This window comes from Malonomonas rubra, assembly GCF_003247215.1.
Classification (GTDB): Bacteria; Desulfobacterota; Desulfuromonadia; order Desulfuromonadales; family Geopsychrobacteraceae; genus Malonomonas; species Malonomonas rubra_A.
The window spans coordinates 1-16,790 of sequence record NZ_QKAP01000123.1; the positions used below are offsets into that span (position 1 = coordinate 1).

The following is a 16,790-nucleotide window of genomic DNA, read 5'->3' on the forward strand; positions in this document are numbered from 1 at the left end:
TCTCATCATTTTTCTCTGGGATCCGATGCAGCCTCAGCCCCATGATGTTGATGTCAAAGCATTGCTGAGGATTGCAGTACTCTACAATGTGCCAACCGCCTGTAATCGTTCTACTGCTGATTTTTTGATATCCTCGCCATTATTTGGACAAGAATACAGGTCGATACAGAAAGACTATTCCGAGCATATCGGACGTACGGTCGAGCTATAAACAATAAGGAGGAGAAAGCTTGGTACTCGTTCCCTCTTTGCGGTAGCTTCCAACGATACTAAAAATCATTTTTCGCCCCCCTTTTATTGGTACGTGACCCATTGTACATATACTGTGGTTGTTCACATTCAATCTCATAATTCGTGAGTTTAGGCCCAAGTATAGATCCGGCCTCTTATAGGTGATTCTGAAAATAATGGGAGTTGGTCTCTCCAAATACTCACGGCCCTAAAATATATTTATGTAGTATTACACTGATATGGCCCACGCTTATTGTTTGAAGCCATAAAAATCCCTCCACGAAACACTGCGAGTGTCCCAAATGTGGATTTTGTGCAAGACGAGAAAAAATCAAAGGGCCACAGCAAAAGCCATAACCCTTTGATTTTTCAATATTGGCGGAGGCAGATGGGAATCGAACCCACCCGGGACGGGATACGCCCCACATCGGTTTTGAAGACCGTGAGCATCACCAGAACGCTAACTGCCTCCATTGTTATTATGGAGACAATCCTAACGGCTCAACTTGTGTTTAGCAACTGGAAACTATAGAGACTATCCAGGTTGCTTACTGGATATTTGACGTTGTAACATTTTTTTTGCAATTTTGTTTAGCTCCCATCCTTAAAATTGTTCTGGGCCGTTTTATGTCGTTAAACTCAAATTTTTTAGTTCGCATAAGGGAAAATTTTTGCTAACCAGCTACATTTATAACTTTTTTTGCTACAGTTAGGAGAACCCAATCCTCGATCAACTAATTAACTAAAAACAACAATCCTGGCAGGATTTGGATTGGAAGCTTTTAATTTTTCCCAAATAAATAAAAAGAATATCGTGCTTAATGGGAATTGATTACTCCCCCAAATACTTTCTGAAACCATAATTAGCTTATTCCATAAAGATATTAGCATGTTCCACAGCATGCGCAAAAAACCAATCCTCTATTTAGTTATTTATTCGAAATATTAGATTAAATGACTTGAAATACATCTCTAAACAATGTTATTAAATTCAAGCTACGAGACCTCATAACTAATGAGTAGATACAAACCTGCTCACTTTAAGCCAAAAGGAGAATAAAAAAATGGACTTTCGCAAACTTCTGATTATTGGACTCGTGCTTGGCGCTTTCACCGTTACCAGCGCTCTTGCTGTTGAGGGAGGCAATCCGAAAAAGGGCAAGTACCTTTTCAAAAAGAACTGCAAAACTTGCCACACTGAAGGTGCTGAAGGCGGTCCTATCACCCCGCTATCCAAGACAATGGCCCAGTGGGACCGGGTTTTTAAGGACAATAAGCACCCGAATGATGCTTGGAAAGACTTCTCCGAGAAAGATCTGCTTGACATCAATCAGTTCCTGTTTGATCATGCTGTCGACTCCGATCAGCCAGAAACCTGCGGTTAACATTTAATTCTAAAGCAGTTAAGGCTCCAAACTCATAAGGGTTTGGAGCCTTAACTGCTCATTCATCATTTTTCTTGGGAGGTAACAATGAGAAATCTTCTCCTGATGCTGCTAGCTGGCATGCTGCTCATGCCAAGAGTCGTTCTGGCAGCACCATCCATTGAAGAACTGCAAAAGCAGATTGCTGAAATCGCTCAGCAGCTCGAAGACCTGGAAGATCGTGTCGATAAGCCGGAACGCCACGCCGCCCTCGACCGCGAGTGGTATGGAGATTTCCGTACCGACGTTCACAGCCTGCATTATCAAGATGTTGCTTGGAATCCAGGTGTTTATGTTAACTTGGACCAGTTTGGTGCCGATGTTTTTTCTGACCCGGCAACTTGGGGTTATGATGTCGGTGCTGACGGGATGCCCATGACTGCTGACGATGGTGGCCTCATTGCTGGCTCGCCATTGGAGGGTTTTGCTACAGCATTTCCCCTTCATGCTGCTAAATTCTTTTCCGGCACCGCTCCATCTATTGGTGGGCTGTCGATGCTAGGTCAAGATCTTGGTTATGTACCGCCGAAAAGCGACATCAACAATGATCTTTTCTACACCACCCGCCTACGCCTCGGCATGAGGGCGAAAATCGCCGACAACATGAGCTTTTCCGGTCGCCTGAACATGTACAAAAACTGGGGTGACTCGGTCGGCACCAATGTCTTTGATTCCTGGGATGCCTTTAGCATGGACGGTACCAACGGCGGCAGCCCGAGCGGTGACTGGTTGCGGGTCGAGCGGGCCTACTTTAACTGGAGCCATATCGCCGACACCCCCTTCTACCTGTCGATCGGCCGCCGTCCTTCGACCTACGGTTCTCCGACGAACTACCGTGAAAACGTCAAGCGGGGCGGTACCCCATCCGGCCATCTGGTCAACTTTGATTTTGACGGGATCACCATCGGCTACCATGCAGAAGAGCTGACCGGTCTTGAAGGTTCCGCGATCCGCTTCTGCTACGGTCAGGGCTTCGAGTCGGAGTGGGGTAACGGTACCCTGTTCAATGACAACAGCGAACTCGAAGATACCCATCTGGGCGGCTTCAACATCGATGTGCTGAACAACGATTCCTGGTTGATCCAGTTGACCGCGTTCCGGGCGATGGATGTCGTTGACGGCTTCAAGGGCACCTTTGCTTTCCCGACGCAGTTCGTCAACCTATTCACCAAGTACATTTCAGCTGATGTCCGCGCCTTCCCGAACATGAACTTCGTCACCCGCTACACCCCGACAACGGTTATCGGTGACATCAACCTGCTCGGCGTCAACGCCTCCTACGAAACCATGGACGGTGCGGTCTTCTTCGGTTCCTTCGGCATGACCCAGCTGGAATCGAACGGTAAAGCCGGCCTGTTCGGTGGTATGGGCAGCGACAACCTTTACGAAGCCCAAATTGTAAATGTCCCGGTTGATACCAACGGCAACGGGTATGTAGACACTGAAATGGACGTTGTCATGCCGGTTGCGACCAACCAGGTGATCGACGATTCGAAACAAGAAGGTTACGGCGTCTATGTCGGTATGCAAGTCCCGGCACCGATGGGCAAGTTCGGCCTGGAGTACAACTACGGCTCCAAGTACTGGACCCCGTTCACCCAAGCACAGGATGACGCACTCGGCAGCAAGCTGGCCACCCGTGGTCACGTTGGTGAAGCCTACTACATCTTCGAAGTTAACCGGAACGCCTTCATCAAACTCGGTGGGATCTTTTACGACTATGAATACACCGGTAGCGGTTCTCCGGTCGGTACTCCGAGAAAAGTTGATGATGTCTTGAATGGCACGGCATTTTCTATGATGCCGGTAGTCGATACCGCTTGGGATGCTTACGCATCGATGACTCTCAAGTGGTAAGCAACTGATTTCACAGCTACACCTAAAAGGGAGAGACCCAGGTCTCTCCCTTTTTTTTTGCCCGCTTATCAAAAATTCATGTACATTTAAATCTCATCTTCATGAAATGACCATCTTCCTTGTTGAGGACAAATGAACAGTGATTTCTTCCAGATAATCATGGCGCTGGCGACGCTGCTGCTCGGCGCCCTGATTGGCGGTCGATTGGCAATGCTGTTCCGGGTTCCTCGGGTGACCGGATACCTGATCGCCGGTCTGGTTGCCGGCCCATCACTTGCCGAATTACTCAATCTACCACACCTGGTTACCCACTTTGCCCTGGGCGAACTTCGGATCATCTCTGATGTCGCGCTGGCACTGATCCTGATGAATATCGGTGGCCAGCTGCGGACCGAAAACCTGCGCCGCTGGCGACACCGGATCTATCTCTTCTCCCTCGGTGAAGCTTTGATAACCGGGCTGCTTGTCGGCAGCTCGGTATTTATCGTCAACCAATTTATTCTACAGACCACTGTTGCTTCCTTGAACCTGTTGCAGACATCGACCCTGTTCGCTGTCTTTACCGGCATCATCGGCATCGCCACCGCTCCTGCGGCCACCCTGATGGTAATCCGCGAATACGAGGCGGACGGTCCGGTCACCAATGCCCTGTTAACCCTGGTCGGTTTAAACAACCTGCTCTCTGCACTCGCCTTTGCCATTGCCACCCACCTGTTACTGACCGCTGATGGCAACCTGCAGGACCTAGCCTATCAACTGTCAATGCCTCTGGTACTTGGCGGTGTTTTCGGCTTCGGAGCCTCGGTCTGGGCCCAGCGCATGGAATTGGCTAGCGAGCATAAGATTTTGCTGCTCGGCTGTGTCACAACCGCAGTTGCTGTCAGCCGTGCGCTACAGTTAGAGCCCCTGCTAACCTGCATGGCGCTGGGAATGGTATTGGCCAACAGCTCACCACGCTGGCATCGGCTGGTGACGTCTCTGAACGAAATCGATTATCCGCTGTATGTAGTCTTTTTTGTTCTTGCCGGTGCCAACCTGCACATTGAAACCTTGAGTCATATCGGCCTGCTCGGTGTTGCCTATGTGCTAGCCAGGACGGCTGGAAAGCTAGCTGGCAGCTGGCTAGGTGCCAGACTGGGCAAATATGGCCGCAGAGAACGAACATGGATCGGCATGACCCTGCTGGCGCAGGCGGGAATGGCGATCGGCCTAGCTGCAACGCTCGCCACCCTGTGGCCGGAGGGTGGGGCGATGATTCAGACCGTGATCCTCGGTTCGGTGGTAATCTTTGAACTGATCGGTCCCTTAGCGGTGCGCCATGGACTGGTCAAAGCAGGAGAGGTGCCCATTCTTTCGGTTTTGCGCAAGCGTGCACCACAGGGAGCGATGGAGGGGCTGCACAGTGTCGCTCAACACTTCCGCATCAATCTTGGGCTACCTGCAGGGCACAAGGTTGAGAATCCGGGCGATATCCTGGTGCGCTATATCATGCGCCACAATGTTGAAACCATTCATCATGGCACTGCATTTCAGGAACTGCTGCGGGTGATCGCCCACAGTCGGTACGACCGTTTCCCGGTCATCGATGATGAACGCAACTTTGTCGGCATGATCAACTACACGGAAATCCGCAACCTGCTGTTCGACCCCTCTTTATCCAGCCTGCTGGTGGCAAAAGATCTGGTCTCCTCGGCAGTGCATTCCATCCCACCCGACACCCCGTTGCGAGATGCATTGAAAACCTTCCAGAAGAAACGCAACATCAGTTATTTTCCGGTGATCGATCCGGAAAACCCAAAAAAGCTGCTCGGCATCCTCAGCCAGAACGACGTACTTGCTGCGTTTCGCAAACTGAATCTGGACAGTTAAAAAGGGCCCCTGAAAGAGGAGCCCATTTTTCGTCGGATAAGGGCAACCTGCAGGTCGCCCATGTCGATAACCATTTCTTTACTGAGCAAGAAATTTCTGTGCTGCCTCAACCTGTTCCGAGTTGGGATATTCATCAATCAATTTCTGCATGGTAGTCCGGGCGTTTTGCGGATCTCCCAGGGCCTCAAAAGCCAGAGCCTGCTTCAACATGGCCGCCGCCGCCTTGGGGTGCGTGGGGTACTTGCTGATGACATCCTGCAGCTGCAGAATGGCCATTTCGTATTTTTTTTCACCAAACAGGGCTTCACCGTTCCAGTAGAGGGCATTTACATACAGATCGTGCTCCGGATATTTCGCTACAAATTGCTCGAGCAGCTTGCGCCCCTCGGCAAACTGGTTCTCTTTGCGGATCAAGTCAAGAGCACGCTGGTACATCTGCTCTGGGGACTCCTGCACGGGTTCCGGTTTTACTTCGACCGGTTGAGGAGCTTCTGGCGCTGGTTTCGCTGCCAGCTCTTTGACCTCTCCAGCCAACTTCGCGCTGCCTTGTTCCAGTTCATCTAGCCGACTGTTCAGGGCTGTTAACTGAAGGCCGAAATCCTCTTTATTCAGCTGTAAATCATCTACTAGTTGTTGGTTGCTCTGGCCAAGATCATCGATCCGACCATCGATCGACTGGAAGTCAACGCGCAGGGTATCCAAGCCGGCAACCACTTCTGCCAGTTGCCGTTGCAAAGTGTCGCTGCTGGAAACCTCGCTGCTTTGACTATCAACCTGTTGAACTTCGAGCTGCGCAAGCCTGCGTTTCATCTCGGCCAGATCTTTTTCCATCCGTAATTGGTTTTCTGACGGCGGAACACAGCCGAACAGAACCAGCAAGCAGATCGATAATACCGTGAATCGCATAGGCAATCCTCCCGAAATAAAAAGGGCCGCACATCAACAATGCGCGGCCCGGTTAAGCATGAATGTCAGATTAGAGCACTACGCGGAATTCGGCGCGACGATTCTTCGCCCAGGCTTCTTCGGTCTTGGCCGGATCGAGCGGCATCTCTTCACCATAGGAGATGATGCTCAAGCGATCGGCAGAAACACCGAGGGATACTAGGTAGTTCATGGTTGCCAGGGCGCGCTTTTCTCCAAGTGCCAGGTTATATTCATCGGAACCCCGCTCGTCACAGTGACCTTCTATTTTCACCTTAACAACAGGAGCGGCTTTCAGCAGCTTGGCGTTGTTCTCCAGGATATTTTTTGCTGTATCGGTCAGCAGATACTGATCGAAATCGAAATGAATTCTGGCCAGTCCCGCTCTAGCGGCTGCCTCTGCTGCACGAGCGGCCTCCTCGGCAGCTGCACGAGCTGCGGCGGCTTCGTCAACCTGTTCCTCGACAATAGCTGCAGTAGGTTGCTCTTCAACAACAGCAACTTCGGCTTTCTCTTCAACAACAGCTTCTTCAGCAACTGGCTTTTTGGCACACCCTGCAACCAGCAGAGTTAATACAAAAAGCATCAGCAGCAGGCGGGTGCTCCAATTTTGCATAACAGCCACTCCTTTCGCATATGCGATAACATTGATAGTGATTTTGATATTTATGCCACGAACTTGCCCATTATACAGAAGCAGGGCGCAAAAACAACATCCGTTTCAAGGATTTCGCGCAGTTTGCGCTATTTTACCAACGCCCCGACCATGCCGGGTGCGTATCGTCGCCACCTGGAGCCGAGATCCGCCGTGCCCCGGTGCCATCGGCACGCATGATCCAGATCGCCTTGTTGCCATCGCGGTCGAGGGAATAGATCAGGAACCGACCGTCAGGGCTCCAGCGTGGATGTTCTTTACTTCCTGGCCCGAAGGTCAATTGCCGCTCATCGCTGCCATCCGGGTTAATGGTGAAAATGTTGAATTCCCTGCCTTCTAAACGCGAAAAGGCAATCCGATCACCTTTCGGACTCCAGGCCGGGGTTGCGTTGTACTTCCCTTCGTAAGTCAGGCGAGTCACCTCCAAGGTATGCACATCGATGATGAAAACATGCGGATTCCCGCGCCGATCGGAAACAAAGGCGATCCGGTTGCCGTCGGGATCCCAGCTCGGATCGACGTCGATGCCAAAATGCTTGGTCAGACGCTTGTGCAAGGAACCGTCGGTACCGATCAGGTACAGCTCCGAGTTCTTATCCTTCGACAGGGTCAAAGCGACCTCTCGGCCGTCTGGGCTATAGCGCCCACCTATATTCAAGCCCTCTTGCAACGAAAGTCGTGATTCTCGACCGGTGTAGATCTCTTTACGATAAAGATCGGGATTGCCTTCTTTGTAGGAGGTAAAGATCAGCTCTTTGCGCTTCGGCGCAAAATCGGGATTGAGGACAATACTGCGATGCGCTGTCAGCCGAAGCGGTTTGTTCCCGTCAACATCCATCAGGTAGAGTTCTTTTTGCCCACTGCGGTTGGAAATATAGGCAATCCGGCTGGAGAAGGGTCCCAACTCACCGGTCAGACTTAACAGCACCTGGTCAGCAAATGCATGGGCAATCCGCCGCACATCTTCCTTTTTGGCGATATAGCGCCGGCCAGTCAACAGCCGGCGGCTGATGACATCGTAGAGCCGCAGCTCGAAGATCATCTTTTCCCCTTCGAACCGGTAGCCTCCCTTGAGTACTGCCTCTGCGCCGAGCAGTCGCCATTGGGTAAAATCGACCTCGGTGCTGCTCAGGGTCAGCTTTTTGGCATCGCTGAGAAAAGAAGCAGGGTCGACCAGATCGAAGAGGCCTGACAGATCGAGATCGTTTTCCAGTACCTGCTGAAACTCTTCGGCGATCCCCTGTTTTACTCCATCAATCGGCAACAACGGAGTGATCGCCAAGGGGATTGTCTGTTCTCCGGGGGAGCTGATTTCGATTTCGACGGAACCTACTGTCGCCGCAGAAAAAAAAGCAAGAAAAAGGACAAAAGCCAACGTCCGTAAAAAATTCATCTCAGGTCCAACATTTCCTTGAGGTTAAAAATAACTATTATCGGTTCATTATCGGGCAAAGGCTGTCCCAAACTTTTTGATTGGAGGATCGCTCGCGTCAACGAGTCATCGAACGCCTGAACCCCTGATTTTTCAATAAATTCATAATGCTGCAACTCACCATCTGTACTGTAAAACATCCTGACCTTTGCTTCCGGATTGCTCACCGCAGATAGATAAGGAGAATATTTCCAATTCGCCTGAATCAGTTCGCGAATAAACGCGATGGCACTAACACCAGCCTCATCCCCTTTACCCTCCGGCATTCCGACAGGGGCGTCCGCGATCGGTGATGCAACCTGGGTCGCTTCTTTTTCTGCTGCAGCTTTCAACTGAGCGATTCGGTCTTTCCGGTCCTGTTCCTCTTTTTGCTTTTTCAGTTTGGCTTTTATCGCCGCCAGGGCATCCAGCCTAGTGTCTTCCTGCACCTGACTGACGATCGGCGCAGGTTCCGGTGTTGGCTCTGGCTTTACCACATGTTTCGCGGTCGGTTTGGGTGGAATCGGTTTCGGCTTGACCTGTGGTTTCGGGCTTGGTTTCGGCTTGACCTGTGGTTTCGGGCTTGGCTTCGGCTTCGTTGCCACCGCTTCTGGGCGTCCTGCCTGCGGATTCTTGACGATCTTGTTGACCAAATTGACCCGGTAAACCGGAGGCTTAACCGGCCCCTTCTTGGGGAACCAGTCAGCCTGATAGAGGATCGGCAGCAGCAGGTGCAACAGCAGAGACACCACCAGCATACGCCGAAAGCCCGGCTCGAACGTGGACTGCAGCTGTTTCCACCGCTGCTTGCGAGAGGATTCCATGGGTGCCGGTTATTCCTCGGGGAGGCGGGTCACCATCCCCAGCTTTTCTACCCCGGCGCGCTTGACTGCCGCCATCACCTCCACCACCCGGCCATAGGGAACCTTCTGGTCTGCCTCGAGAAACACCTCTCGATCCGGCTTCCCCTTCAACGCCTGCTGCAACACCGGACTTAGCTTGCTGATGGTTTTGATTTCAGTCTTACCGATGGAAATTTTGCCGTTGCGCTCCATGGTCACCACCAGCGGTTCCTGCTGCGCCGGCAAGCCTGGGGATTCCGCCACTTCCGGCAAGTCGACCTGCACCCCCTGTTCGAGCATCGGCGCGGTGACCATGAAGATGATCAACAACACCAGCATAACATCGACAAAGGGAGTCACGTTGATTTGTGACAGGTTGCTGCGCTGTCTGCGGGCTTGGTTGCCGACTTCCATCTAGTTGCGCTCCATCCGCTCAAGGATGTTGAGAAACTCCTGGCTAAAGTTGTCCATCTCGCCGATCAGCACGTTGACCTTGTTGAGGAAGTGGTTGTACCCCATGACTGCCGGAATTGCCGCTGCCAGACCAATCGCCGTAGCGATCAGCGCTTCGGAGATACCGGGAGCGACCACGGCCAGCGAGGCGCTACCTGTCTGACCGATGCCGTGGAAAGCGTCCATGATCCCCCAGACGGTACCGAACAGACCGATAAAAGGAGCTGTGGAGCCGGTGGTGGCGAGGAAGGTTAGGTATTTTTCCAGCCGATGAGTCTCTTGGGTGGTAGCCCGACGCAGAGCACGACCCACCAGGTCGGTAGTGCCCATTTTGCTGGAGAAATCATCCCCCACTTCGGTCGGCTTTTTCTTCAGCTGCAACATCTCATGATAGCCCTCGCGGAACAGGGTTGCCAGCGGCGAGTTGGCGAATTCCTTGACCCCTTGGCCGATGGTGTCGAAGCGTTTCTTGCTCCAGAAAAAATCAAGGAACCGATCCGACTCCTTGATCGCCTTCTGGACAACGGTGAATTTGTAAAAGATGATCGCCCAGGAAACGAGCGAGAAATAAACCAGGATTAACAGGACCAGTTTAACAACCGGGCCCGCCTGTAGTACTAAATCGAACAAGAGCGTTCTCCTTTGTCCGGAAAGAAAAAGTCTTCTGCATGTTTCATTTAATATCCGGCAGATTATCTTGCAGCGCTGCTAGCAAGTCAAGTCGGGTTCCTTTTTCATTCTCTTACGAAAAGTGTTGAGTCAGGTTGTGGCGTAGATATTCAGCAGTCCTACATTGCGGGGAGCGGCGCAAAAAAAGTTGCAGGCTCGGCAGATCGTCGAAATCCTCCCAGCCATCAAGTAGAAGAGCAGGGATCTCGTATTGCTCAATTTTTTCCAGGGTTTCCGCTAAAACCTTGGGGCTACTCCAGGAAATATCTTCGAACAGCTGTGAATGATGTCGTGCTTCCCCGATCAGCACATATCCGCCATCGTCGGCCGGAACCAACACCACCTCCGTCTTTTGTAAACCGGCAATCGCCTGTTCGACGAGAGATAACGGCAAATCGGGGGCATCGCTGCCGATCAGCAACGCCTGCCGGTATCCCTGCCGCAGAAAACCTTGCAGGGCGTTCGCCATCCGTTCCCCCAAATCAACTCCTGACTGCTCGATTAGGCGAACGCCGGGAAAGCTCTGCTCAAACCATCTCCGTTCGCCGAGGTAACAGATCGCCAAATCAAAGCAGCCAGCAGCTTGCATGCGCGCCACCGTTTCCTCTAACGATACACGATACAAATCGGCAGCTTCGACAAAGGAGAGGGGAGGGCAGAGGCGGGTTTTGCACTTTCCAGCGAGCGGTTGCTTGGCAAATATCCCTAGAATAGGCTTTTTAAAGGGGGTTTTTCTTTTGTTATCCACAGTATCCACAGACGTATCCACAACTAGCGTGGATTACGCAATTCCACCATAGCGTAAGCGGAGTGATTATGAATCGACTCAAAATTTTCACATTGCACCTTAAACCACTCGATCTCCGGTACGCCACGTAGTTTCTCTGTCACCGCCCGTACCATATCTTCGACGAACATCGGGTTGTCGTAGGCCTGTTCGGTAACCGCTTTTTCGTCTTCGCGCTTGAGCAACGAGTAGACCTGACTGCTGGCGCAATCCTCGACCCAAGCGATCAGATCCTCGAGCCAAATATGTTCGCTGTAGCGGATCTGCACCTTCACGTTACTTCGCTGATTGTGAGCGCCACGTTCGCTGATCTCTTTTGAGCAGGGGCAGAGCGATGTCACCGGAATACTCGCCTCGAGTATAAAATCGAATCGTTCCTCTAGGGTGCCGATCATCCGGCATTGATATTCGAGCAGGCTGCGTGCCCCGGAAACCGGCGCGCTCTTTTCGATAAAATAGGGAAAATCGAGCTCAAGATGGGCACGGGTCGCCTCCAGCCGTTGTTTCATCTCAGCCAGAATAGTCTCCATGTTATCGACACTGATCTCTCCATGATAAAGGTTGAGTACCTCGATGAAGCGGCTCATGTGGGTTCCCTTGAACTGCTCAGGTAAATCGACGTACATGTTGACCCGGGCCACCGTATGCTGCTTCTCTCGGTGCTTGTCCTGCACCACGATCGGGTAACGGATATCCTTCACGCCGACCTTGTCGATGGCTATATTGCGGGTATCGTGACTCTTCTGCAGATCAGGCATTTTCGGCATCAGCACTTACCCTCGTGCTCAACATAAACAACCGGGTCTTCCGTACCGACGTCGGCAAACCCTTTGAGCCGCAACAAGCAGGAATCGCAATGCCCGCAGGCCTGCCCTGTCGGGGTCGGATCATAGCAGGAATGAGTTAACCGGTAATCGACGCCGAGCGCCAGTCCTTTTTTGATAATCTGCGCCTTGGTCAAATCAATCAGGGGCGCATGGATTTTGTAGGGCTGTCCTTCGACACCGGCCTTGGTCGCCAGGTTGGCCATCTGCTCAAAAGCAGCGACAAACTCGGGACGGCAATCAGGATAGCCGGAATAGTCGAGGGCGTTGACGCCGATGTAGATATCCGCAGCGCCAAGAACCTCGGCCCAACCGAGAGCGAAGGAGAGGAAGATCGTGTTGCGTGCCGGCACATAGGTCACCGGGATCGCATCGGGGCTGGAGCCGTCTTTCGGCACCTCGATATCCGCAGTCAGGGCGCTGCCGCCCAGCTGCCGCATGTCGACATCGATCACCATATGTTCTTTGGCGCCGATCAGGGGCGCATATTCACGTGCCTTGTCAAGCTCGACCGAGTGTCGCTGGCCATAGGAGAAGCTGAGCGCATACGGTTCAAAACCTTCATCGCGGGCGATCGCCATACAGGTGGTCGAATCGAGCCCGCCGCTGTACAGAACCACAGCTTTTTTCATATCCCATTTCCTTCACTAGCGATAAAGATATCTGGGCGCTCCACAGCTCACCCGAATGCAGCATAAAACCGAATCAGGCACCCGGTCAAGCGCACTAACCATTCAGGCAATGCACTTTGAGCAGGTTGGTAGTCCCGGGCGCGGAAAGTGGACTGCCCATGGTAATCACCACGATGTCGCCACGGTTGAGCAGCCCCGACTCGATCACTGCTTTTTCAACCGAGTTGATCTGCTGTTCGGTGGCCCCCTCAATCGGCACCTTCAGCGAACGCACACCACCGTACAGAGCCAACTGCCGTCGAACCCGACTGGCCGGCGTGACCGCCAGAATCGGCAGGTTGGGCCGGTATTTTGCTACCAGCGTCGCCGTGCTGCCGGTCTGGGTGAAGGCGAGGATCGCCGCCGCCCCGACCGATTCGGCAACCCGGCAGGCCGCCCGGCCGATCACCTCGGTCAAACCTTTATCTTCGGCAATCTTGTCATGCAGATCCTGCCGACGAGCCAGCCACTGTGAATCGACTTCAACATCACAGGCAACCCGGTCCATCACCTTGACCGCCGCCTGAGGGTAACTACCAGCCGCCGTCTCACCGCTGAGCATGACGGCATCGGTGCCATCAAGAATTGCATTGGCAACATCCGAAGTTTCGGCACGGGTTGGACGCGGATTACTGATCATGCTCTCAAGCATCTGGGTCGCAGTGATCACCGGTTTGCCGGCAGCGTTACACTTACGAATAATCCTCTTCTGCACTAGCGGCACCTTCTCCGAAGGGATCTCTACCCCCAGATCACCACGGGCCACCATAACCCCGTCAGTCGCGGCGAGGATCTCATCAAAATTGTCGACCGCTTCTGGTTTCTCGATCTTGGCGATCACCTTCAGCGAAGAATCGTGCCGGGTGATCAGCGCTTTAAGCCGTTTGACCTCTTCGGCGGTGCGCACGAAGGAGAGGGCGACCCAGTCGACATCGTTTTCAATACAGAACTGCAGGTCCTCAAGATCCTTTTCGGTCAATGCCGGGGCAGAGACCTTGACACCCGGCAGGTTAATCCCCTTGCGATCCTTCAGCAGACCGCCGACGATCACCCGGCAATGCACGATGCAGCCATCAACCCGCAACACAGTCAACTCCAACTGGCCATCGTCGAGCAAGATCTGATCGCCAGGGATGACATCTTGCGGCAACGATCGGTAGACGGTCGGGATCAAACCGTCGGCTCCTTCAACATCAGCCGTAGTGATCTGCACCTCCTGACCGGCGGTCAGCTTTTGGCCGCCGCCGCGCATAAGCCCAGTACGGATCTTCGGCCCCTGCAAGTCGCCGAGAATCGCCACTGGCCTTTTCTGCTGCTTCGAAAGTTCGCGGATCTGGCTTATCCATATCGCTTTTTGCGCCGCTTCGCCGTGGGAAAAGTTAAGTCGGAATACATTCACCCCAGCCAGCAGCAGCGTTTCCAATGCCTCCCTGCTTTCGCAGGCCGGGCCGATAGTGGCAACTATTTTGGTACGTCTGTGCATAACTAATATTCTCCTGTAACATGGCTTTCTTTGCCAAGTGCGCGAGAGTAGCGGAAAGTAGAACGATTTTCCACCAAAATTCAATTTCCTAGCATAGCAGGCGGTTGCTCCCTTGGCGACTGCCATGCTATATAAGCTTATTTTTGCCAGATTAATATTAATAAACTGGTCGTAACCCTTGGCAATCGATACCCCGCCTAAGGGAGGACTGAAAAAGGAACTTTGCCTTTTTATGAAACGTTTTTTCAAATACCTGCTGTTATGCTTGATCGGTCTGCTGCTGCTTGGTGCAGCATGTCTAGTCGGCGCCTATTTCTTCGTCTCGGAGACCCTGCCGAAAGTTGAAACCCTCTCCGACTATCAACCACCGCTGATCACCCGGATTTACGCCGATGACGGCACCATCATCGCTGAATATTCGAAGGAACGGCGGATATTGGTGCCGTACGAAAAAATCCCGAAACAGCTGGTGCAGGCTTTCGTTGCCGCTGAGGATTCCAACTTCTTCAAGCACCAGGGGATCGATTTCCAGTCGATCCTGCGTGCCGCGCTGAAAAACGTCAAAGCAGGCGGCATCGCACAAGGGGGCAGCACCATCACCCAGCAAGTGGCCAAAAAGTTGCTGCTCACCTCGGAACGAACCTTTACGCGCAAATTCAAGGAGGCGATCCTCGCCTGGCGGATGGAAAAAGCGCTCAGCAAAGAGGAGATCCTCTACCTCTACCTTAACCAGATATACCTCGGCCACCGTGCCTACGGAGTCGAAGCGGCGGCGGAAAACTACTTCGACAAGAATGTCGAAGAGTTGACCCTGGCAGAATGCGCTATCCTTGCCGGTCTGCCGCAGGCACCAAGCAGTTACTCACCCTACCGCCACTACGGACAGGCAATGAAGCGACAAAAGTACGTCCTCGAGCGGATGGTCAAGGACGGTTTCGTCTCCCAGCAGGAAGCGGATGCCGCAGCGACCGAGAAGGTGAAGATCAAACCGCGGCTGAACAACCTACTCGATGTCACTGCCTACTTCAACGAACAGGTGCGTCGCTATTTGGAGGAGCGCTTCGGCAGTGACATACTCTATTCCGGTGGTCTAGAGGTAGAAACCAGTATTAACCTGGCGATGCAGCAGGCCGCCCGCGAAGCGATAAAAAACAACCTGCGCGATCACAGCAAACGGCAGGGATTCCGCCCGGTAGAGAGAATTTTGGACGAAACCGAGCAGCAGGAATTTATCGAAGAACAGCTCAATATGCAGACGGAAGAGCCGCTGCAGCAAGGCGACTACACTGAAGCGCTGGTAATCGGTCAGCAGGGCGACCTGATTCTTTGCAAGATCGGCGAACAGACCGGCGTCATTTCGATTAAAGAGAGCGCGTGGGCCGCGCCGCTCAGAGTGGTCAGCTCCGATACTCCAGCCACCGGCAACAAGGGGAATAAAAAAGAAACCCGCTTGCCGGTCGGCTCGGTAATCGAAGTCCGGCTGCTAGACATCAGCAGCGAGACCTGGCAACTCAGCTTGGAACAAAAACCGGACGCACAGGGGGCGCTGATCGCCATTGATCCGTTCAGCGGCGAGATCAAGGCGATTGTTGGCGGTTACGACTTTAAAGAAAGCCAGTTCAACAGAGCGATTCAGGCCAAACGCCTGCCCGGCTCGGCAATCAAGCCGATCATCTACGCGGCCGCCCTCGACAAAGGCTACACCCCGGCCAGCGTGATTCTCGACACCCCCTTGATTTACGAAGAGAAAATAGAAAGTGGGGAAATGGAGGAATGGAAACCACGCAATTACGAAGAAAAATTCTACGGCCCGACCAGTTTCCGCCAAGCCCTAGCCCATTCGCGCAACGTGGTGACGATCAAGATTCTGGAGGATATCGGCATCAACTATGCTGCCAATTACGCTGCCAAGCTCGGCATTGAAACCCCGATGCAACGCGACTTGACCATGGGCCTCGGTTCCACCGCCGTCACTCCACTGGAAATGTTGACCGCTTACACCGTCTTCGCAAACGGCGGCATTCTGGTCCCACCGACCTACATCACTCGGATCAAGGACCGCAACGGCCGCATCCTCGAATCGATCGACCCGGCGGATTTTTCCACTGGCATGGCAGAGGATCAGCGCCTGATTCGCAAACCTCCCCGGCGGGTCATCTCACCGGAGACCGCCTACCTAATCACCAACATTATGGAAAGCGTGGTCCAGGAAGGGACCGGTTGGCGGGCCAAGGCGCTTAACCGCCCGTCGGCAGGGAAAACCGGCACCACCAACGACCTGAAGGACGCCTGGTATATAGGCTACATCCCGCAACTTGCCTGTGTTTCCTGGGTCGGCTACGATCAGGAACGACCCCTAGGCAAAAGCGAAACCGGCTCACAGGCAGCTGCACCAGCCTGGGTTGCATTTATGCAAGAAGCAGTCAAACAGTATCCTCGGGCCAACTTCAAGGTGCCGGACAGCATCGAATTTCACCCCATTGATCCGAAAAAAGGGTTGCTTCTGGCCGAAGATGACGACAAAGCTATTTATGAGGCCTTCGCGCCCGGTACGGCGCCGACCAAACAGAGCAAGGAAGACAAACTCAAAGCGCGTGACTTTTTCCGCCTTGATTTGGAAGACACCCTGTAAACAACAAAAGGAGCAGCGGTAGGCTGCTCCTTTTGCATCTCTTTATTCTCGCACTCCG

At 52.9% G+C, this 16,790-nt stretch carries 15 protein-coding genes and 1 tRNA gene; 5 read left to right on the top strand and 11 right to left on the bottom strand.

Going from position 1 to position 16,790, the window contains the following annotated elements; all coding sequences use genetic code 11:
- Nucleotides 1-211 (top strand): methylglyoxal synthase (locus Q7J88_RS12965; protein WP_303722656.1); only part of this gene is annotated, 211 nt, incomplete at its 5' end.
- A gap of 396 nt (nucleotides 212-607) precedes the next feature.
- Here Q7J88_RS12965 and Q7J88_RS12970 read toward each other — a convergent pair.
- Nucleotides 608-703 (bottom strand) — tRNA-Sec (locus Q7J88_RS12970).
- A 592-nt stretch (nucleotides 704-1,295) separates the two neighbouring features.
- Here Q7J88_RS12970 and Q7J88_RS12975 point away from each other — a divergent pair.
- The 3 genes from Q7J88_RS12975 (at nucleotide 1,296) to Q7J88_RS12985 (ending at nucleotide 5,381) form a co-directional block, all read left to right on the top strand.
- Nucleotides 1,296-1,616 carry a c-type cytochrome gene (locus Q7J88_RS12975; protein ID WP_303722657.1) on the top strand — a complete coding sequence of 107 codons (321 nt, stop codon included), beginning with the start codon at nucleotides 1,296-1,298 and terminating at the stop codon, nucleotides 1,614-1,616.
- An 87-nt stretch (nucleotides 1,617-1,703) separates the two neighbouring features.
- On the top strand, nucleotides 1,704-3,512 hold the full coding sequence (locus tag Q7J88_RS12980) for a DUF3373 family protein (protein ID WP_303722658.1): 1,809 nt from the start codon (nucleotides 1,704-1,706) through the stop codon (nucleotides 3,510-3,512).
- Nucleotides 3,513-3,644: 132 nt separating this feature from the next.
- Complete coding sequence (locus Q7J88_RS12985; RefSeq protein WP_303722659.1) at nucleotides 3,645-5,381, top strand: cation:proton antiporter; 1,737 nt, start codon at nucleotides 3,645-3,647, stop codon at nucleotides 5,379-5,381.
- Nucleotides 5,382-5,459: 78 nt separating this feature from the next.
- On the opposite strand, the gene ybgF is transcribed toward Q7J88_RS12985, so the two are convergent.
- The 10 genes from ybgF to pyk form a co-directional block, all read right to left on the bottom strand.
- Nucleotides 5,460-6,287, bottom strand: coding sequence for a tol-pal system protein YbgF (ybgF, locus tag Q7J88_RS12990; RefSeq protein WP_303722660.1), 828 nt, complete (start codon nucleotides 6,285-6,287; stop codon nucleotides 5,460-5,462).
- A 70-nt stretch (nucleotides 6,288-6,357) separates the two neighbouring features.
- Nucleotides 6,358-6,921 (bottom strand): peptidoglycan-associated lipoprotein Pal, encoded by a 564-nt coding sequence (pal, locus tag Q7J88_RS12995; protein ID WP_303722661.1) that lies wholly within the window; start codon nucleotides 6,919-6,921, stop codon nucleotides 6,358-6,360.
- Between the two features lie 133 nt (nucleotides 6,922-7,054).
- Nucleotides 7,055-8,353: a Tol-Pal system beta propeller repeat protein TolB gene (gene tolB, locus Q7J88_RS13000; RefSeq protein WP_303722662.1), complete on the bottom strand. Its 1,299-nt coding sequence runs from the start codon at nucleotides 8,351-8,353 to the stop codon at nucleotides 7,055-7,057.
- A complete protein-coding gene (locus tag Q7J88_RS13005) occupies nucleotides 8,350-9,195 on the bottom strand; it encodes a TonB C-terminal domain-containing protein (protein ID WP_303722663.1) in 846 nt (281 codons plus the stop codon). The genes tolB and Q7J88_RS13005 overlap by 4 nt, the downstream gene beginning before the upstream one ends.
- A 9-nt stretch (nucleotides 9,196-9,204) precedes the next feature.
- Complete coding sequence (tolR, locus tag Q7J88_RS13010; RefSeq protein ID WP_303722664.1) at nucleotides 9,205-9,627, bottom strand: protein TolR; 423 nt, start codon at nucleotides 9,625-9,627, stop codon at nucleotides 9,205-9,207.
- Nucleotides 9,628-10,296, bottom strand: coding sequence for a protein TolQ (tolQ, locus tag Q7J88_RS13015; RefSeq protein WP_303722665.1), 669 nt, complete (start codon nucleotides 10,294-10,296; stop codon nucleotides 9,628-9,630).
- 112 nt (nucleotides 10,297-10,408) lie between these two features.
- The gene (locus tag Q7J88_RS13020) at nucleotides 10,409-11,092 is read right to left on the bottom strand and encodes a TIGR04282 family arsenosugar biosynthesis glycosyltransferase (protein WP_303722666.1); all 684 of its coding nucleotides are present in this window, start codon (nucleotides 11,090-11,092) and stop codon (nucleotides 10,409-10,411) included.
- A 14-nt stretch (nucleotides 11,093-11,106) separates the two neighbouring features.
- The gene (gene folE2 / locus Q7J88_RS13025; RefSeq protein ID WP_303722667.1) at nucleotides 11,107-11,889 is read right to left on the bottom strand and encodes a GTP cyclohydrolase FolE2; all 783 of its coding nucleotides are present in this window, start codon (nucleotides 11,887-11,889) and stop codon (nucleotides 11,107-11,109) included.
- Complete coding sequence (queC, locus tag Q7J88_RS13030) at nucleotides 11,889-12,578, bottom strand: 7-cyano-7-deazaguanine synthase QueC (protein WP_303722668.1); 690 nt, start codon at nucleotides 12,576-12,578, stop codon at nucleotides 11,889-11,891. Before queC ends, folE2 begins: the two co-directional genes overlap by 1 nt.
- 94 nt (nucleotides 12,579-12,672) lie before the next feature.
- The gene (pyk, locus tag Q7J88_RS13035; protein ID WP_303722669.1) at nucleotides 12,673-14,100 is read right to left on the bottom strand and encodes a pyruvate kinase; all 1,428 of its coding nucleotides are present in this window, start codon (nucleotides 14,098-14,100) and stop codon (nucleotides 12,673-12,675) included.
- Nucleotides 14,101-14,332: 232 nt separating this feature from the next.
- On the opposite strand from pyk, the gene Q7J88_RS13040 reads away from it, so the two are divergent.
- Nucleotides 14,333-16,732: a penicillin-binding protein 1A gene (locus Q7J88_RS13040; protein ID WP_303722670.1), complete on the top strand. Its 2,400-nt coding sequence runs from the start codon at nucleotides 14,333-14,335 to the stop codon at nucleotides 16,730-16,732.
- The last annotated feature ends 58 nt before the right edge of the window (nucleotides 16,733-16,790 follow it).